The sequence below is a fragment of the Pseudomonas sp. USTB-Z genome (assembly GCF_019691255.1).
Classification (GTDB): Bacteria; Pseudomonadota; Gammaproteobacteria; order Pseudomonadales; family Pseudomonadaceae; genus Aquipseudomonas; species Aquipseudomonas alloputida.
Genome location: NZ_JAECZP010000023.1, coordinates 1 through 15,033, shown reverse-complemented (window position 1 = coordinate 15,033; position 15,033 = coordinate 1). Strand labels below are relative to the sequence as shown.

At 61.7% G+C, this 15,033-nt stretch carries 14 protein-coding genes and 2 pseudogenes; 5 read left to right on the top strand and 11 right to left on the bottom strand.

All coding sequences use genetic code 11. The features are described from left to right. Positions 1 to 152 precede the first annotated feature (152 nt). Positions 153 to 1,151 (top strand): sulfate ABC transporter substrate-binding protein, encoded by a 999-nt coding sequence (locus I8746_RS22050; RefSeq protein ID WP_221101057.1) that lies wholly within the window; start codon positions 153 to 155, stop codon positions 1,149 to 1,151. A 115-nt stretch (positions 1,152 to 1,266) separates the two neighbouring features. On the opposite strand, the gene I8746_RS22045 is transcribed toward I8746_RS22050, so the two are convergent. From I8746_RS22045 to I8746_RS27290, 3 genes and pseudogenes are all read right to left on the bottom strand, one after another. Continuing rightward, a complete protein-coding gene (locus I8746_RS22045; protein ID WP_012051668.1) occupies positions 1,267 to 1,647 on the bottom strand; it encodes a hypothetical protein in 381 nt (126 codons plus the stop codon). 86 nt (positions 1,648 to 1,733) lie between these two features. Continuing rightward, positions 1,734 to 3,245 (bottom strand): MFS transporter, encoded by a 1,512-nt coding sequence (locus I8746_RS22040; protein ID WP_012051667.1) that lies wholly within the window; start codon positions 3,243 to 3,245, stop codon positions 1,734 to 1,736. Positions 3,246 to 3,440: 195 nt separating this feature from the next. Further along, positions 3,441 to 3,608, bottom strand: a pseudogene (locus tag I8746_RS27290) (class I SAM-dependent methyltransferase); the annotation flags it as partial. A gap of 67 nt (positions 3,609 to 3,675) precedes the next feature. Between I8746_RS27290 and I8746_RS22030 the strand changes: the two are divergent. Next, positions 3,676 to 4,478, top strand: a pseudogene (locus I8746_RS22030) (mechanosensitive ion channel family protein); the annotation flags it as partial. A gap of 58 nt (positions 4,479 to 4,536) precedes the next feature. Here I8746_RS22030 and I8746_RS22025 read toward each other — a convergent pair. Together I8746_RS22025 and I8746_RS22020 are read right to left on the bottom strand one after the other, a co-directional pair. Continuing rightward, on the bottom strand, positions 4,537 to 5,463 hold the full coding sequence (locus I8746_RS22025) for a class I SAM-dependent methyltransferase (RefSeq protein ID WP_371919701.1): 927 nt from the start codon (positions 5,461 to 5,463) through the stop codon (positions 4,537 to 4,539). Between the two features lie 31 nt (positions 5,464 to 5,494). Then, a complete protein-coding gene (locus tag I8746_RS22020; protein WP_010955046.1) occupies positions 5,495 to 6,418 on the bottom strand; it encodes a DMT family transporter in 924 nt (307 codons plus the stop codon). Between the two features lie 133 nt (positions 6,419 to 6,551). On the opposite strand from I8746_RS22020, the gene I8746_RS22015 reads away from it, so the two are divergent. The 3 genes from I8746_RS22015 (at position 6,552) to I8746_RS22005 (ending at position 9,763) form a co-directional block, all read left to right on the top strand. After that, entirely contained in the window at positions 6,552 to 6,989 is a 438-nt protein-coding gene (locus tag I8746_RS22015) for an Lrp/AsnC family transcriptional regulator (protein WP_003254357.1), read from the top strand. Between the two features lie 496 nt (positions 6,990 to 7,485). Next, positions 7,486 to 9,018 (top strand): NCS1 family nucleobase:cation symporter-1, encoded by a 1,533-nt coding sequence (locus I8746_RS22010; RefSeq protein ID WP_088513766.1) that lies wholly within the window; start codon positions 7,486 to 7,488, stop codon positions 9,016 to 9,018. A 16-nt stretch (positions 9,019 to 9,034) separates the two neighbouring features. After that, entirely contained in the window at positions 9,035 to 9,763 is a 729-nt protein-coding gene (locus I8746_RS22005; protein ID WP_010955048.1) for an aspartate/glutamate racemase family protein, read from the top strand. A 118-nt stretch (positions 9,764 to 9,881) separates the two neighbouring features. Here I8746_RS22005 and I8746_RS22000 read toward each other — a convergent pair whose 3' ends face one another. From I8746_RS22000 to I8746_RS21975, 6 genes are all read right to left on the bottom strand, one after another. Beyond that, positions 9,882 to 11,075 (bottom strand): D-amino acid dehydrogenase, encoded by a 1,194-nt coding sequence (locus I8746_RS22000; protein ID WP_221101056.1) that lies wholly within the window; start codon positions 11,073 to 11,075, stop codon positions 9,882 to 9,884. Between the two features lie 44 nt (positions 11,076 to 11,119). Then, on the bottom strand, positions 11,120 to 11,782 hold the full coding sequence (locus I8746_RS21995) for a hypothetical protein (protein WP_012051663.1): 663 nt from the start codon (positions 11,780 to 11,782) through the stop codon (positions 11,120 to 11,122). Between the two features lie 234 nt (positions 11,783 to 12,016). Further along, the gene (locus I8746_RS21990; RefSeq protein WP_003254365.1) at positions 12,017 to 12,355 is read right to left on the bottom strand and encodes an FKBP-type peptidyl-prolyl cis-trans isomerase; all 339 of its coding nucleotides are present in this window, start codon (positions 12,353 to 12,355) and stop codon (positions 12,017 to 12,019) included. Between the two features lie 127 nt (positions 12,356 to 12,482). Then, positions 12,483 to 12,890 (bottom strand): GFA family protein, encoded by a 408-nt coding sequence (locus I8746_RS21985; RefSeq protein ID WP_161775440.1) that lies wholly within the window; start codon positions 12,888 to 12,890, stop codon positions 12,483 to 12,485. A 139-nt stretch (positions 12,891 to 13,029) separates the two neighbouring features. Continuing rightward, the gene (locus tag I8746_RS21980; protein WP_221101055.1) at positions 13,030 to 13,818 is read right to left on the bottom strand and encodes a PhzF family phenazine biosynthesis protein; all 789 of its coding nucleotides are present in this window, start codon (positions 13,816 to 13,818) and stop codon (positions 13,030 to 13,032) included. A 51-nt stretch (positions 13,819 to 13,869) separates the two neighbouring features. Beyond that, entirely contained in the window at positions 13,870 to 14,808 is a 939-nt protein-coding gene (locus I8746_RS21975) for a 2-hydroxyacid dehydrogenase (RefSeq protein WP_014755801.1), read from the bottom strand. Positions 14,809 to 15,033: the final 225 nt, after the last annotated feature.

Here is a 15,033-nt window from a genome sequence, read left to right as displayed (position 1 = left end):
TGCGCGGTCCCCGTAGGAGCGGGTTTACCCGCGAAGAGGCCGGCACAGGCAGAAGCATAACCAAAGCATTTTTTGTTCTTTAACCCGTATAAACCCACCCGCTATAGTCGCAGGCAATCTGCCCCAACACCCTTCAAGAACAAGGAAGCAACGTGAAAAAACTCTTCACCGCCTCGCTGCTCGCCGCAGGCCTGGCCCTGGGCAACCTCGCCCAGGCCGCCCCCACCCTGCTCAACGTTTCCTACGACGTGATGCGCGACTTCTACAAGGACTACAACCCGGCCTTCCAGAAGCACTGGGAAGCCGAGCACAACGAGAAGGTCAACGTGCAGATGTCCTTCGGCGGTTCGAGCAAGCAGGCCCGTGCGGTGATCGATGGCCTGCCGGCCGATGTCATCACCATGAACATGGCCACCGACATCAACGCCCTGGCAGACAACGGCAAGCTGGTGCCCGACAACTGGGTAACCCGCCTGCCGAACAACAGCGCGCCGTTCACCTCGGCCACTGTGTTCATCGTGCGCAAGGGCAACCCGAAAGCCCTGAAAGACTGGCCCGACCTGCTCAAGGACGGTGTCCAGGTGATCGTGCCCAACCCGAAAACCTCGGGTAATGGCCGCTATACCTACCTGTCGGCCTGGGGCTACGTACTCAAGCAAGGCGGCGATGAAAGCAAAGCCCGCGACTTCGTCGGCAAGCTGTTCAAACAGGCACCCGTGCTGGACACCGGTGGCCGTGCCGCCACCACCACGTTCATGACCAACCAGATCGGTGACGTGCTGGTCACCTTCGAGAACGAAGCCGAGATGATCGCCCGCGAGTTCGGCCGCGACCAGTTCGAAGTGGTCTACCCAAGCGTATCGGCCGAAGCCGAGCCACCGGTGACGGTGGTCGACAAGGTGGTGGCCAGGAAAGGCACCCAGGCCGTGGCCGAGGAATACCTGAAGTACCTGTGGTCACCCGCAGCCCAGGAGATCGCCGCCAACAACTACCTGCGCCCGCGTGATGCGACGGTACTGGCCAAGTACACCGACCGCTTCCCGAAAGTGGACTTCCTGTCGGTGGAGAAAACCTTCGGTGACTGGCGTACCGTGCAGAAGACCCACTTCAATGACGGTGGGGTGTTTGACCAGATCTATGCCAACCAATAGCCATAAGGGGGCATCTGGCCTAATGCCAGTCAGTTAAGACAGACTCATTGACCTTTAGCCTGTAGGCCGCAAAATCCGACGCTTGGAAACGAGCATCGGATTTTTTATGCGCCTGTCAAAAGCCCTCTCTCTGAAACACCACATTAGAGATTAAAGCGCGGCTATTGAGCAAAACGGTAAAGGAAAGGTCGTGAGCAGTGCTTCGACGCTGTGCCTGAACCTGTGCACCAGGCAACACCCCGGGGGCGGTGGCAACTACATTCAATGCCTGGTCCACGGGAAACGCGTCAACGGCAACAAAGTCCATGCGCCATTCGCCTTCGCTGCGCGTGAAACAGCCACGAAGTGCCGGATACTTCCTCACGACAAACCGCACGGCCTCACGCAGATGATGAGCACAAAGATGCTCCTGCGGTATCAGGACTTCGCCGACATAACGCTGTTCCAGATGCAAGGCCGCACGCTGATCATACAATTGCCCCAATAATAGGCGCATGCCACCTCTCCAAATTTAAAGCAGCAAAAATCCAGACCCGGAACTATTCAACTGAACAGTTCCGGGCCGAGCATTATTTGACTAAATTAAGAAGAAACTTGCTGTTCGGCAGAAACTGTCGAATACCTTCGAAAGTTCACAAACACCAACAGTGCGATGACCACGAGTACCCCCACGGTGGCCATCATTACCGAGGACACCGCTTGGTCGAACGCCAATCGCGCATTCACAGCGATTTCCTGCCCCAGCGGGGCGGGCATTTGCGCGGCAGCGGCCAGCGCGCTGTCGATCCCGTCCTGCAGGCGCGCCGCGTCGGCGGCCTGCTCGGGCACGACCAGCGAGCGGCTGTACACCACCGACATCAGGCTACCCATGAAGGCGATGCCCAACCCTCCTCCCAGCTCGTAGGAAATTTCCTCGGCCGAAGCGGCCATCCCCGCTCGCTCCGGCGGCGCGCTGGCCATGATGGTGGTGGACGCCCCGGTCATACTCGCCCCTACGCAAGCACCCATGACGAACAGCAGCAGCAGTTGCAGGGCGACCGACTGGCTGAAACTGTACATGAACAGGCCAATGGCACCGGCGTAGATCAACAGTGCGAGCACCAGGAACCGATCACAACGAACCTTGGGCAGCAACCAGCCGCTTAACGGACCGGCCACGATCGCTCCCACGGAAAGGGGCAGGAAATAAAGGCCGGTCTCGAGCGGGGATAGCCCGACAACCAGTTGCAGGCGCTGGCTCAGTACCAGGTTGATGCCCATCAGGCAGCCGGCCGCGGCCAGGCTGGCGATGACCGCAGAGGAGAACGCGGGGCTGCGGAAAATCTGCAGGTCGATCAACGGAAAACCACGCTTGCGCTGCCCGCGCACGAACATCCAGCCGAAGCCCGCGCAGATGGCCAACGCCCCCAGCGCCGCCACCAGCGAGGGCTCGGGCTTGGCGAATTCCTTGATCAGGTACGCCAGGCTGATGAGCCCTACCATCGCCTGAAGGGAGCCAAGCAAGTCCCATGGCCCGGCGTTGGCCTGTTGCGTGTTCCTGATCAGCAGCAAGGACAACACCAGGGCCACCAGCACGATGGGCACGTTGATCAGAAACACGGAACCCCACCAGAAATGCTCGAGCAGCGCCCCCCCTATCAGCGGACCAATCGCTGCACCACCTGAAGCCACGGCCGTCCAGACGCCGATGGCAAAACCACGCTCACGCTCATCCTCGAAGGTCAGACTGATGATCGCCAGCGTGGCCGGCATCATGGCCGCCGCACCGACGCCCAGCGCGCCCCTAGCCAGGATTAGCAGCACGGAAGATGGCGCGAATGCAGCCAGAAGCGACGCCGCACCGAACAGCACAAGGCCGATCACGAACAATCGCTGGTGGCCGATGCGATCACCGAAGGTGCCAGCACCCAGCAACAGGCCGGCGACGACCAGAGGATACATGTTGATGATCCACAGCTTTTCGGAGGTAGATGCCCCGAGCGCATGGGTAAGTGTGGGCAAGGCGATGTAAAGGACCGTCATGTCGATCGCAACCAATAGCAAGGCGAAGGACAGGACGGCCAATACGAGCCATCGCTGGTAAGTGTTGAACATTGGCATTCTCCCTGCCTTGATCAAGCCGATCACTGATTGTCGGCGCCGCATCCAAATAGGAACTCGGATCCTAGTAGACGGCCAACTTCATTGCAAATATTAAAAATTGTCAAAACAATTAATCCCCACACAATGAGTATAAATAAATCATATCCGTAAGATAAATCCTACATTAACGGATGAATAATGACGCATTTAAAATAGAACTTCATCACCTTGAGTGCTCCTCCACGCCCGCATCCGAAAAATTGGCGGACTCGCCAGCCGCTCGGCGAACACCAGCGCCGGGGCATGCAAGGACAACTCTTCGATAAGGAACTGCAGCCCGATGCCTGGGTCGTTGGCACAGGCCAGTAAGGTGCCGAACAACTGGTAACCCGCCTGCCGGACAACAGCGTGCCGTTCACCTCGGCTCCTACAAGGGATGCGCAGCCTCGCCCACGCGCTACTGCGCATCGCCATGGCCGTCACCTTCATCGAGCTGCTGGGGCGCATCTGGGGCTTCTCGGTGGTCGATTTCGCCCTGAGCAACAGCCTGGGCCAGGCGATCAGCAACTCGCTGTCGAGCATTGGCTTGATCCTGCTGGTCACCTGGCTGCTGTGGGTGGTACTCGATACGGCCATCCAGGAAGCACTCAAGCCCCCCATCGGCCGCCGCAGCGCGCGTCAGCCGAGCACCCGGGTGCGGACCATCCTGCCGGTGCTGCACAATGCGATCAAAGTGGTCCTGATCGTCATCTGCACCATCACCACCATGGCCAACCTGGGCACCAACGTCGCGCCGTTCCTGGCCGGTGCCGGGGTGATCGGCCTGGCCATCGGCTTCGGCTCGCAGCAGCTGGTGCACGATGTGATTACCGGGTTGTTCATCCTCATCGAGGATTCCATTTCCATCGGCGACTGGGTAGTGCTCGATTCCGGCCATACCGGTACAGTCGAAAGCCTGACGATCCGTAGCGGCTGCGCGATGGCAAAGGCTTCGTGCACTCGGTGCCGTTTGGCCAGATCAAGGCGGTTACCAACCAGTCGCGGCAGTTCGCCTATGCGTTCTTCTCGGTGCAGTTCACTTACGACAGTGATGTGGATGCGTCACTCGCGCTGATCCATGAGGTGGGCAAGTCGATCAGCGAAGACCCGCTGCTGCGCATCAACCTGCAAGGGCCGTTACAGGTATCCGGGGTGGACCGCTTTGCCCAGGTGTACCCGCTGCCGCTGCAGGCCCTGGGGGCTTGAATTCGCCTGCACCGGCCCTTTCGCGGGCTCGCCCGCGAAGCTTCCAGCAAGGGCAGCATCAAACCTGACGGAATACCAAGGCCTTCAGCCCCCCCGCCGGGTCAACGTCCGGAAACTCCGGCGGGTTTTCCAGGCGTTCGACATAAGCCAACGAAGGCGCCTGCTCTGCCATGCCTTCAATCAGAAACTCAGGCCCGATCCCCGGGTCGTTGACACACGCCAGCACCGTCCCGCCTTCGCTCAACAACTCAGGCAAACGCCGCAGGATCTTTGCGTAATCCTGGGTCAGCACAAAGCTGCCACGCTGGAAGGTTGGCGGGTCGATGATGATCAGGTCATAAGGCCCGTACTTGCGCACCTTGCCCCACGACTTGAACAGTTCATGCCCCAGGTATGCCACCCGTGATGCATCGTGGCCATTGAGGCGATGGTTGTCCCGGCCCCGCGACAGGGCCGACTTGGCCATGTCCAGGTTCACCACCTGCTCAGCGCCACCGGCAATCGCTGCCACGGAAAAGCCGCAGGTATAAGCGAACAGGTTCAGCACGCGCTTGCCCGCCGCCTGCTCGCGCACCCAACGGCGGCCATAGCGCATGTCGAGGAACAGGCCATTGTTTTGCCGCACGCCCAAGTCCAGCAGGTAGGTCAGGCCGTCCTCGATCACTTCGCGTTGCTGGCACGGCTCACCCAGCAGCCACTGGCCCGGGCTGTCGGGCAGGTAGCGGTGCTGGATGATGACTGCCTGCCCCGTCCACTGCGGGCGCTCGGCCAAGCTGCGCAGCATGGCTTCGAGTTCGGCGAGCTGGCCTTCGGGCGGCTCACGGAACAAGGCGACCGACAGCACGCCCTGCAGCCAGTCGACGGTCACCTGCTCCAGGCCCTGCCAGCAGCGGCCGCGGCCGTGAAACAGGCGGCGGGTTTCCTGTGGGGCAGGGTCGAGGGCGGCAAGCAGGTGTTGCTCAAGGGTGTCTATGGGCGAGGTCATGGCGGATCGCAGGCTGGCAAAAAGCGGCATTCTACCTTGCGGGCCTCTTCGCGGGTAAACCCGCGCCTACAGGATGCCGCGCCGAGCGGAACCACCACCCCTGCTGCATCCCCGCCGCCGCCAACAGGATCAACCCCACCCCCAGCCACTGCAGCGGCGCCAGGCGGTGCCCGAACGCCACCCAGTCCACCAGAATTGCCGCAATCGGGTAAATGAACGACAGCGCACCGGTCAAGGCTGTGGGCAAACGCTGGATGGCGCTGTACAACAGCACATACATCAGGCCGGTGTGCACCATCCCCAGTGTCAACAAGCTGGCCAACGCGGGCACTTCAACCGGCAACCCGCCAAGCGTGACCCATGGCGCCAGCAGCAACACACCCGTGGTTACCTGAATCAACGCAATCAGGTGCGGGGGCGTGCCACTCAGGCGCTTGATGATCAAGGCCGCGATTGCATACAGAAACGCCGCCCCCAGCGCCAGGGCAATCCCCAGCAGATAGTCCTCGCCATTACTTTGCCCAGCGCCATGGGCACTGACGATGGCCAGCATGCCGAGGAACGCCACACTCAGCCAGGTCACCTTGGCCAAGGTGATCTTTTCGCCCAGAAACAGCGCCGCCAGCCCCACCAGCATGAACGGCTGCACGTTGTACACCGCCGTGCCGATGGCAATCGACGCCCGTGCGTATGAAGCGAACAACAGCAGCCAGTTGCCGACAATGGCCACCCCGCTGGCAATCGCCAGCAAAAATGCCGTGCGGCTGATCACGCCCGGTCGCAGAAAACCAAACGCGGCGCAAATCGCCAGCAAGGTCACGGCACCGAACACGCAGCGCCAGAACACCACATCCAGCACCGGCTGGCCGGACACCAGCACGAACCAGCCAATGGTCCCGGAAATCAGCATGGCGGCGACCATTTCCAGCGAGCCACGGCGCAATGAACTGTCCATCTCAAACCTCCCTTTGATAATGGCAACAGTATGCAAAGGCTGCAGGCTGGCCATCCAGCGGATAACCAAGGCATTTTCGCCAACCTACCTTTACTATCAAGGTAAATAACACGAATTACCTCATGAGGTGGGTATGACCGATGCCATCGACCAATTATTGATCAACGCACTGATGGAGGACTCGCGCCGCTCGCTCAAGGCGCTGGCGCAGGTCAGCGGGCTGTCCGCACCTAGCGTCAGCGAGCGCCTGCGACGGCTGGAAGAGCGTGGCGTGCTGCGCGGCTACACCGTGGAGGTCGACCCGCGCGCCTTTGGCTACCAGTTGCAGGCGATCGTGCGCATCCGTCCGCTACCGGGGAAGCTGCAGGAGGTGGAGCGCCAGATCATTGCCATCCCTGAGTTCACCGAATGCGACAAGGTCATTGGCGAAGACTGCTTCGTCGCCCGACTGCATGTGCGCTCGATGGAGCAGCTGGACACCCTGCTCGACCTCATGAATGTGCTGGCTGAGACCAATACCGCGATCATCAAGAAGACCCCGGTCAAGCGGCGGTTGCCGCCAATGGATTGATTGGCCCCTGTACTGGCCTCCTCGCAGGCGTGCCCGCGAAGAGGCCAGCACAGGAAAAGTTGACTATTTTTTGTACACAAAGACGTAACCATAGGTGCCATTTTTGTGTGCACTTTCTTCAGTGGCGCCCCAATTCGTTACACACTTCCCACCCTTTATTTTGACCAAATGATCAACTAATCAATCTTTCAAAAAATATAACTTGTTCATTTGGTCAACTTATATGCTCTGTATTTCATTAACTTACCTTTTAACAAGATAAGTTCGAAATGATCGCCTGCTGAAACCTGCTCTTCCCTTGGCATGGAACTCGCTTTTGTGTGTTCGTGTTTTGTATACAACTTAAACAAAACATAGATACACAAGAATCCGCGACGCCGACCCAATGTCAGCCGCCGCGCCCACAACCCTGTGATGCCAACGCTGCACCGACGAGATGGCGAGCCCGTGCGCATGCCCGCTCATCGCAGTCCATGTGCATCAGGAGCCCGCCGGAATGAGTAGCAGCCTCGACCTTGCCCCTGAACAATCCGTCGCCAGCACACACCCCGCGTCCACGCTTGCCGGCCACCAGCCGGACCTTGTTCTCAGCCCGCGCCTGCATAACCGCGACCTGGCGCCAACGCGTATGGAAGGCCGTCGCTGGGGCGGCTACAGCATCTTCGCGCTGTGGACCAACGATGTGCACAATATCGCCAACTATTCGTTCGCCATGGGCTTGTTCGCCCTCGGCCTGGGCGGCTGGCAAATTCTGTTGTCGCTGGCCATCGGCGCGGCGCTGGTGTACTTCTTCATGAACCTGTCGGGTTACATGGGCCAGAAAACCGGGGTACCGTTCCCGGTCATCAGCCGCATTGCCTTCGGCATCCACGGCGCGCAGATCCCGGCGCTGATCCGTGCCATCATTGCCATCGCCTGGTTCGGCATCCAGACCTACCTGGCATCGGTAGTGCTGCGGGTGCTGCTCACCGCCGTGTGGCCGCAACTGGCAGCCTACGACCACGACAGCATCCTCGGCCTGTCGAGCCTGGGCTGGGTGTGTTTCGTGTCGATCTGGCTGGTGCAGCTGGTGATCCTGGCCTACGGCATGGAGATGGTGCGCCGTTACGAGGCCTTTGCCGGGCCTGTGATCCTGCTGACCGTCGCCGCCCTGGCGGTGTTCATGTACTTCAAGGCCGACGCGCGCATTGCCTGGTCGGTGGCTACCCCGCTGACCGGCTACGAGATGTGGCGCAACATCTTTGCCGGCGGCGCACTGTGGCTGGCGATCTACGGCACCCTGGTGCTGAACTTCTGTGACTTCGCCCGCTCCTCGCCTTGCCGCAAGACCATCCGCGTCGGCAACTTCTGGGGCCTGCCGGTGAACATCCTGGTATTCGCCGTGATCACCGTGGTGCTGTGCGGCGCGCAATTCCAGATCAACGGCCAGATCATCGACAGCCCGACGCAGATCGTCGCCGCCATACCCAGCACGCCATTCCTGGTGCTCGGCTGCCTGGCCTTCCTGATCGTCACCGTGGCGGTGAACATCATGGCCAACTTCGTCGCCCCAGCCTTCGTACTCAGCAACCTGGCACCGCGCCACCTGAACTTCCGCCGTGCCGGGCTGATCAGTGCCACCCTGGCGGTGCTGATCCTGCCCTGGAACCTGTACAACAGCCCGCTGGTCATCGTGTACTTCCTGTCGGGCCTGGGCGCCCTGCTCGGCCCGCTGTACGGCGTGATCATGTCCGACTACTGGTTGCTGCGCAAAGGCTGCATCAACGTGCCAGAGCTGTATACCGAGCACCCGGCCGGCGCCTATCACTACAGCAAGGGCATCAACCTGCGCGCCGTGGCCGCCTTCGTGCCGGCCGCACTGCTGGCCATCGTGCTGGCCCTGGTGCCCAACTTCCAGGGTATCGCGCCGTTCTCCTGGCTGATCGGTGCCGGCATCGCCGCCGCCCTCTATCTGTTGATCGCGCCACGCAACCGCCAATACCACGACATCAGCGGCGAGTGCATCGCCGTCGACCATAGCAGCCATTAGTCAGGGAGGACTGCCCATGCGCATTCTGATCGCCAACGTCAACACCACCGAAGCCATCACCCATGCCATTGCCGAGCAGGCCCGTGCGGTGGCCGCACCCGGTACCGAAATCGTCGGCCTCACGCCCTGGTTCGGCGCCGAATCGGTGGAGGGCAACTTCGAGAGCTACCTGGCGGCCATCGCGGTGATGGACCGGGTCCTGGCCTTTGAAGGGCCCTACGATGCCGTGATCCAGGCCGGTTATGGCGAACATGGCCGCGAAGGCCTGCAGGAACTGCTCAACGTGCCTGTGGTGGACATTACTGATGCCGCCGCCAGCACGGCAATGTACCTGGGCCACGCCTATTCCGTAGTAACCACGCTTGACCGCACCGTGCCATTGATCGAGGACCGCCTGAAGCTCTCGGGCCTGTATGACCGCTGCGCCTCGGTGCGAGCCAGCGGGCTGGCGGTGCTGGAACTGGAAGCCGACCCGCTGCGGGCCGTGGAGGCGATTGTCGAGCAGGCCGAACGCGCCGTGCGTGACGACAAGGCCGAGGTGATTTGCCTGGGTTGTGGCGGCATGGCCGGGCTGGACGAGCAGATTCGCCAACGCACCGGCGTGCCAGTGGTGGATGGTGTGAGTGCAGCGGTGACCATTGCCGAATCGCTGGTGCGCATGGGGTTGAGCACGTCCAAAGTGCGCACCTATGCGACGCCACGGGCGAAGAAAGTGGTGGGCTGGCCGATGCGCTTCGGCCGCTAGACATCCTTCGCCTGTACCGGCCTCTTCGCGGCTAAAGCCGCTCCTACAGGACCAGCACAAGCCTGAATACCGTGGGGTCCTTGTAGGAGCGGCTTTAGCCGCGAAGAGGCCGGCCCGCTTAACGCATCATCCTGGCCAAACGCTGCGCACTGCCACAGGCCAAGGTGAACCCCAACGCCCCATGCCCCAGGTTCAGCCACAGGTTGCGGTACACCGTCCCACCTATGATCGGCACCCCGGTAGGTGTCGCTGGTCGCATCCCCGCCCACTCCACCGCCTGGGCATAATCCGCCGCCCTCGGCAGCGTCTCCAGCGCCAGCCGCCGCATGCTCTGCAAACGGCGCATGTCCACCGACTCGTCGAAGCCGACAATGTCCACCATCGCCGCTACCCGCAGCTGCTGCCCCAGGCGTGCATAGACGATTTTGCGCTCATAGTCGGTAAGGCTCACCTCCGGGGGCAGGTGCCCGGAGGTGATCGGTGCGGTCAGGCTGTAGCCCTTCAGCGGGTAAACCGGTATCTGCACCCCCGGTAATGCCAAGCCAGGGCCGCGATGCCCGGCACACAGCACCAACTGCTCCACGTCCAGCTGCTGATCGCCCAGTTGCAGTGCCACGACCTGGCCCTGGCGCTGAACCAATTGCGTCACCGGCCGGCCAAGCAGGAAACGGCACTGGCCCGACGCGCGCAACAGCGCCTCCAGCCGCAAGCAAAACACGTGGCAATCGCCAACCTCTTCGCCCGCCGTGAACACGCCACCCACAAACGGTGCGCCATCCAGGGCAGGCTCCAGCGCGCGCAGCTCGGCAGCCGCCAGCACCTGCTGACTGGCCGGGTCCGTCAACTGTTCCCGGCCTTGGGCAAAGGCCCGTTCACTGCGAAAAGCCACCAGCTTGCCATTGCGCCGCCAGGCGAAATCCCCCAGGTTCTGATGTTCGCGCCACTGCGCCAGAACAGCTTGGCTGTACAGCGCCAGCTCAAGCAATTGCCCGGCATTACGGCGATTGACGCTACGCCGGCAAGCCAGGGTGAATGCCAGCAGCCAGCGCCACTGGGCCGGGTCCATGCGCAAGCGCAAGCGCAATGGCGACTCGCCCTGCAACAGCCAGCCCAGCGCCTGCCACGGCACCCCGGCATCAGCCAGCGGCGCCACATAGCGATAAGACAATTGCCCGCCATTGGCAAAGCTGGTGGCCGACGCCAGGCTGTCGCGGGCCTCGATCAGATCAACCGACCGCCCTTCCAGAACCAGCGCGTAAGCCGTCGCCAGGCCCACCACTCCGCCACCGATCACCGTTACCCGCTGCTTCATCGCTCATCCCTGTTCCGGCTTCCTTGCCAAACAGTACCAGCGGATCAGGTCGGGCAGCTATGCGCACCGTCATTCAGGCCCTGACGCACATTGCGGCTCAGCAGGCTGGCCTTGCCATCGTGCCAAGTCAGGGTCAGTACGTAGAGGGTGTCGAAGTCTTCGCCGCTCCAGTCCTCGGTGATCACCCGCTCCTCCCCCAAGGCCTTGCCGGCCACCGTGTTGATCAGTTCCGGCAGGTAGCCGTGGGACCAGGCGGTATAGATGGTCGCATTGCGGTATTTGTTGCTCAGCAACTCATCGGCCAGTTCAGCGGTGTCGTTGGCGCCGTAGTCGATATTCACCGGTAAGCCGAGGCGGATGGCACTGGGGGTGATGGTCATCAATGGGCGGATGTAGCTGTAGCTTTCATCCCTGCTGCCTTCCTCGACATGCCGCGTGGGGTTGGCGGCAAACACATAGTCGGCCTTGCCGAAGCGCTCGGGCAGTACAGTGGCCAGGTCCAGCGCACGGTTGAGGCCCTGGCAATTCAACTGCCCGAGCCCCTCGCCCGGCTTCTCGCCATGACGCAGAAACACCAGGGTCTGGGTGCCATCCACCGGTCGTGCCCGGCTTTCTACAGCCTCCAGGGCCAATGGTACGGCGACGGCTGTGAGCACCAGGCTCAGCAGCAAGTGGCGGCGACGACGGAAGAATGTTGGCAACTTCATCAAGACAGGCTCGTGTGGCAGAGAAAATCGGGTTTACCCGCCACATCGCCCGGCCAGTTGCAGGGCGCCCGTGTAGTGAATGCCATCCCTGGCAACGCGTCAGGGTCAGAGTGCCCCGAACCCGTTTGGTTCCTCCCTGGAGGTGGATGCCGTTCCCTAGGCAAGGCCTAGATTAGGGGCTGGGTGTTGCGCAATTGTGTAAGGTGCAAGAACCTCGGGTTGCAACGTGCCCACTCAATCATCCCGCGTGAGCACTTCCAGCAGTTCAATCTCGAAGGTCAGGTCCGAATTCGGCGGGATCGCCCCTACGCTGCGTTCGCCATACCCCAGGTGCGCCGGTACCAGCAGCTTGCGCTTGCCACCTACGCGCATGCCCATCAGGCCTTGATCCCAGCCTTTGATTACCCTGCCGGTACCGATCACGCACTGAAACGGCTTACCGCGCGACCAGGACGAGTCGAACTCGCTGCCATCGGCCAGCCAGCCGGTGTACTGGGTGGTGATCAGGGCACCTTTGACGGCGGCTTTGCCGTCACCCTCGACCAGGTCGATGATCTGCAGTTCTTGGCTCACGGGTACACTCCAAACGCTGAAAAACAAAACCGCCCTTTTCTCAGGAATGCACCGGTTTGGCAAGTTCACGCAGAAATGTCCGGAGGCTTTCGCCGACGGAATGCCTCCGTACAGACATGACGTTGAATCAGCTGTTCTGCTCGAACACCTCTTGACCGGACAGCTCCTTGGTTTGATTGGCGAAGCAGTACCACGCGGGCTTCTGTTCGACGAAGATCTGCAGGTCGAAATCCCAGGCTTGGTCGCCATCGAGCAGGCCGACCGGCACGGCATGGAAGTCGTTGGCCTTGAGCCGGTAGTACAGGTGCGTACCACAGCGGCCACAGAAAGCACGCTGGGCCCAGTCGGACGAATCATAGACGCTGGGCGCACGCCCTTCGATCAGCGGAGGCTTGCTGCAGTGCACCACCAGCAGCGGGCCGCCGGTCCACTTGCGGCACATGCTGCAATGACAAGCGCTGATATGGGTATTGTCGACGGTGACCGTCAGCCGCGTGTCGCCGCACAGGCAGGTGCCTTGTGTTTCCAGGGCCATGGGTGGCTCCTCGAATGCAAAGATGGGCCTGCAATTATAGAAGCCCGCCGCGAAAGCAGCTTGCTTGCTGCTTTTGTACTCTGCGAGACAGCGCAGCCCAAAAGGGCTGGCTGTCTGCTACAGGGCATCGCACTCACGGCTAGATGTACGCAGTACCACGCAGGTACAACGCCGCCCGCCCACTGATGATTACGCGGCCATTGCCCGGCACTTCGCACTGCAACTGCCCTTTGCGTGCCCCGCCCTGCTCGCAGCTCAGCACGTTCTTGCCCAGCCTTTGGGCCCATAACGGCGCCAGCGAGGTGTGTGCCGAGCCGGTTACCGGGTCTTCATTCACACCAACCCGCGGGCCGAACCAGCGGGTGACGAAGTCAAAGCCACGCCCTGCCGCGGTCACGGCAATGCCACGGACGTCGAAGGCCGACAGCGCAACAAAGTCGGGTTCCAACGTTTCGAGCAGCATGGCGTCATCGATCACCACCACATAATCGTCGCTACGGTACACCGCCTTCGCCTGGCTCAAGCCCAGCGCCTGCAGCAGGCCCGCCGGCGTGTCCACCGCTACGGGTTGTTTGGCCGGGAAGTCCATGGCCAGCAGGCCATCAGTGCCGCGGCTGACACGCAGCTCGCCACTGCGGGTGTTGAAGCGCAGTACTTGCGCCTGCTCACCCAGTTGCTCAAACAGCACGTAAGCCGAGGCCAAGGTAGCATGGCCGCACAGGTCGACTTCCACGGTGGGGGTGAACCAACGCAGGTCGAACGTTTCGCCTTTGCGCACGAAGTAGGCTGTTTCTGACAGGTTGTTTTCTTCAGCGATGCGCTGCAGCACATCGTCCGGCAGCCAGCTTTCCAGTGGGATCACTGCGGCCGGGTTGCCACCGAACGGTTCAGTGGAAAAGGCATCGACCTGGAAGATTTCGAGTTGCATGCACACACTCCTTGTTACCTGGGCGCTGCCAGGCAGATATCTGGAAAAGGGCTACGGGCGTACCGGGGTCAACACTGGCTCACCGGCAAAGAACGCCTGCAGGTTGCGCAGCACCAAGGCCACCGTGTCGCGCGCGGCTTCTGGCGATTGGCCAGCCACGTGGGGGGTGAGCACAGTGTTGGGCAAGGCCTTGAGTGCATCGGGCACTGCTGGCTCGTCATCGAAGACATCCAGCGCGGCGCCAGCCAGTTGGCCCCGCTGCAATACGGCAATCAGGGCCTGCGTGTCGACCACGCTGGCACGGGCGATGTTCACCAGATAGCCTTCAGCCCCCAGGGCCTGAAGGACGTGGGCATCGACCAGATGCCGAGTGTTGGCGCCACCGGGGGTGGCCACCACCAGGATGTCGACGGCTTCAGCCAAGTGCCGAGGGCTGTCGAACCAGGCATAGGGCACATCCTGGCGTGGTGTGCGGCTGTGGTAGCTGACGGGCATGTCGAAGCCCAAGTGGGCCCGCTTGGCGATCGCCAGCCCCACTGCGCCGAGGCCGAGAATGCCCAGGCGTTTGCCACTCACGGAGGGGCTGATCACCCGGTTCCATTCACCGCGCCGCGTGCTGGCATCGGCACGAGGAATGTCGCGCAGCAGCGCCAGCAGCAGGGCCAGGGTGTGGTCGGCGACGGCTGCGGCATTGGCCCCGGCGCCATTGGTGACGGTTATGCCGCGTGCGGCGGCGGCGGCCAGGTCGACCTGCTCGTAGCCGGCGCCGATCACGCAGATGATCTGCAATCTGGGTAATGCGTCAATTTCGGTGGCGGATAGCCCCAGCGGCCCACGGGTGAGGACCGCATCGATTTCTTCGGCGTGGCGATGAATGGCATCGGCGCGCAGTTGCGGCGAAGGGGCACGGATCAGGTGGTAACCGGCCTGCTCCAGCATGGGCAGGTAATCGTCGACGGTTTCCACCAGTACCAGGACTGTCTTGCTCATGCCACCTCCGGGTGAATTCGAGGCGTCATTATGCGGAGTCACCGGCCAGTACAGTCAATGGAAATAACAAGGCAAAACTGTACTGTGCTGTTGCTGTTGCTGTTGCTGTTGCTGTTGATCTTGATCTTGATCTTCGCGACTTCAGGAGGCCGAACGCAGGCCTTGCGGAGGCAGGTGACGGGCATGGATGCCCGTCAAGCGCTGAGGCCCCAGGATGGGGCCTTC

Coding starts and splice junctions, on each gene's coding strand:
- I8746_RS22045 (WP_012051668.1), bottom strand. CDS start 1,647: ATGCGCCTATTATTGGGGCAATTGTATGATCAGCGTGCGGCCTTGCAT.
- I8746_RS22040 (WP_012051667.1), bottom strand. CDS start 3,245: ATGTTCAACACTTACCAGCGATGGCTCGTATTGGCCGTCCTGTCCTTC.
- I8746_RS22025 (WP_371919701.1), bottom strand. CDS start 5,463: ATGACCTCGCCCATAGACACCCTTGAGCAACACCTGCTTGCCGCCCTC.
- I8746_RS22020 (WP_010955046.1), bottom strand. CDS start 6,418: ATGGACAGTTCATTGCGCCGTGGCTCGCTGGAAATGGTCGCCGCCATG.
- I8746_RS22015 (WP_003254357.1), top strand. CDS start 6,552: ATGACCGATGCCATCGACCAATTATTGATCAACGCACTGATGGAGGAC.
- I8746_RS22010 (WP_088513766.1), top strand. CDS start 7,486: ATGAGTAGCAGCCTCGACCTTGCCCCTGAACAATCCGTCGCCAGCACA.
- I8746_RS22005 (WP_010955048.1), top strand. CDS start 9,035: ATGCGCATTCTGATCGCCAACGTCAACACCACCGAAGCCATCACCCAT.
- I8746_RS22000 (WP_221101056.1), bottom strand. CDS start 11,075: ATGAAGCAGCGGGTAACGGTGATCGGTGGCGGAGTGGTGGGCCTGGCG.
- I8746_RS21995 (WP_012051663.1), bottom strand. CDS start 11,782: ATGAAGTTGCCAACATTCTTCCGTCGTCGCCGCCACTTGCTGCTGAGC.
- I8746_RS21985 (WP_161775440.1), bottom strand. CDS start 12,890: ATGGCCCTGGAAACACAAGGCACCTGCCTGTGCGGCGACACGCGGCTG.
- I8746_RS21980 (WP_221101055.1), bottom strand. CDS start 13,818: ATGCAACTCGAAATCTTCCAGGTCGATGCCTTTTCCACTGAACCGTTC.
- I8746_RS21975 (WP_014755801.1), bottom strand. CDS start 14,808: ATGAGCAAGACAGTCCTGGTACTGGTGGAAACCGTCGACGATTACCTG.